The organism is Streptomyces sp. AC627_RSS907, assembly GCF_019049165.1.
Window position 1 is genome coordinate 1 of record NZ_JAGMUE010001553.1, and the last position, 557, is coordinate 557.

At 76.8% G+C, this 557-nt stretch carries 1 protein-coding gene; it reads right to left on the reverse strand.

Annotated elements, in window-relative coordinates; genetic code table 11:
• Positions 1–37: 37 nt before the first annotated feature.
• A partial coding sequence (locus KUM32_RS42955; RefSeq protein ID WP_217146970.1) for a helix-turn-helix domain-containing protein occupies positions 38–557 on the reverse strand: 520 nt, incomplete at its 5' end.

The following is a 557-nucleotide window of genomic DNA, read 5'->3' on the forward strand; positions in this document are numbered from 1 at the left end:
CGTGCGGGTCCGTCGCGCCCGGGTCCGTCCGGTCCACCTACGCCCCGCCCGGGCCCGCCCCGCCCGGGCCCGCTCCGTCCGGGCCCGCCTCGTCCGGGTCCGCCCCGTCCGTCTCGGTGCCTACCGCGGCGGCGAACATGCCGGCCAGTGAGCGGTAGGCCGCGCGGTAGGTGCCGGGGGTCGTGCCGTTGTGGCGCTGGAAGTGGTGGCGGAGGTTGGCCGGGGTGCCGAGGCCGGTCTGCGTCGCGATCTGGCCGACCGGCAGGTCCGTACGCTCCAGCAGCCACTGCGCCCGGCGGACCCGGGCGCGCAGCAGGCACTGGAGCGGGGAGAGGCCGGTGTCCGCGCGGAAGCGCCGGTTGAGGCTCCGTACGCTCATACCGGCGTGGTCGGCGATCTCCGCGAGGGTCAGCGGGCGGTCGAGCCGTGCCGCCATCCACCGCGCGACGGCCTCCACCTCACCGGTCCCCTCGCTGCCTTGGGCGCCTTGAGCACCTTGGGCGCGCTGAGCATCCCGGGCCCCATGGGAACCTTCGGCCCCTTGGCCCCCCTGAGCC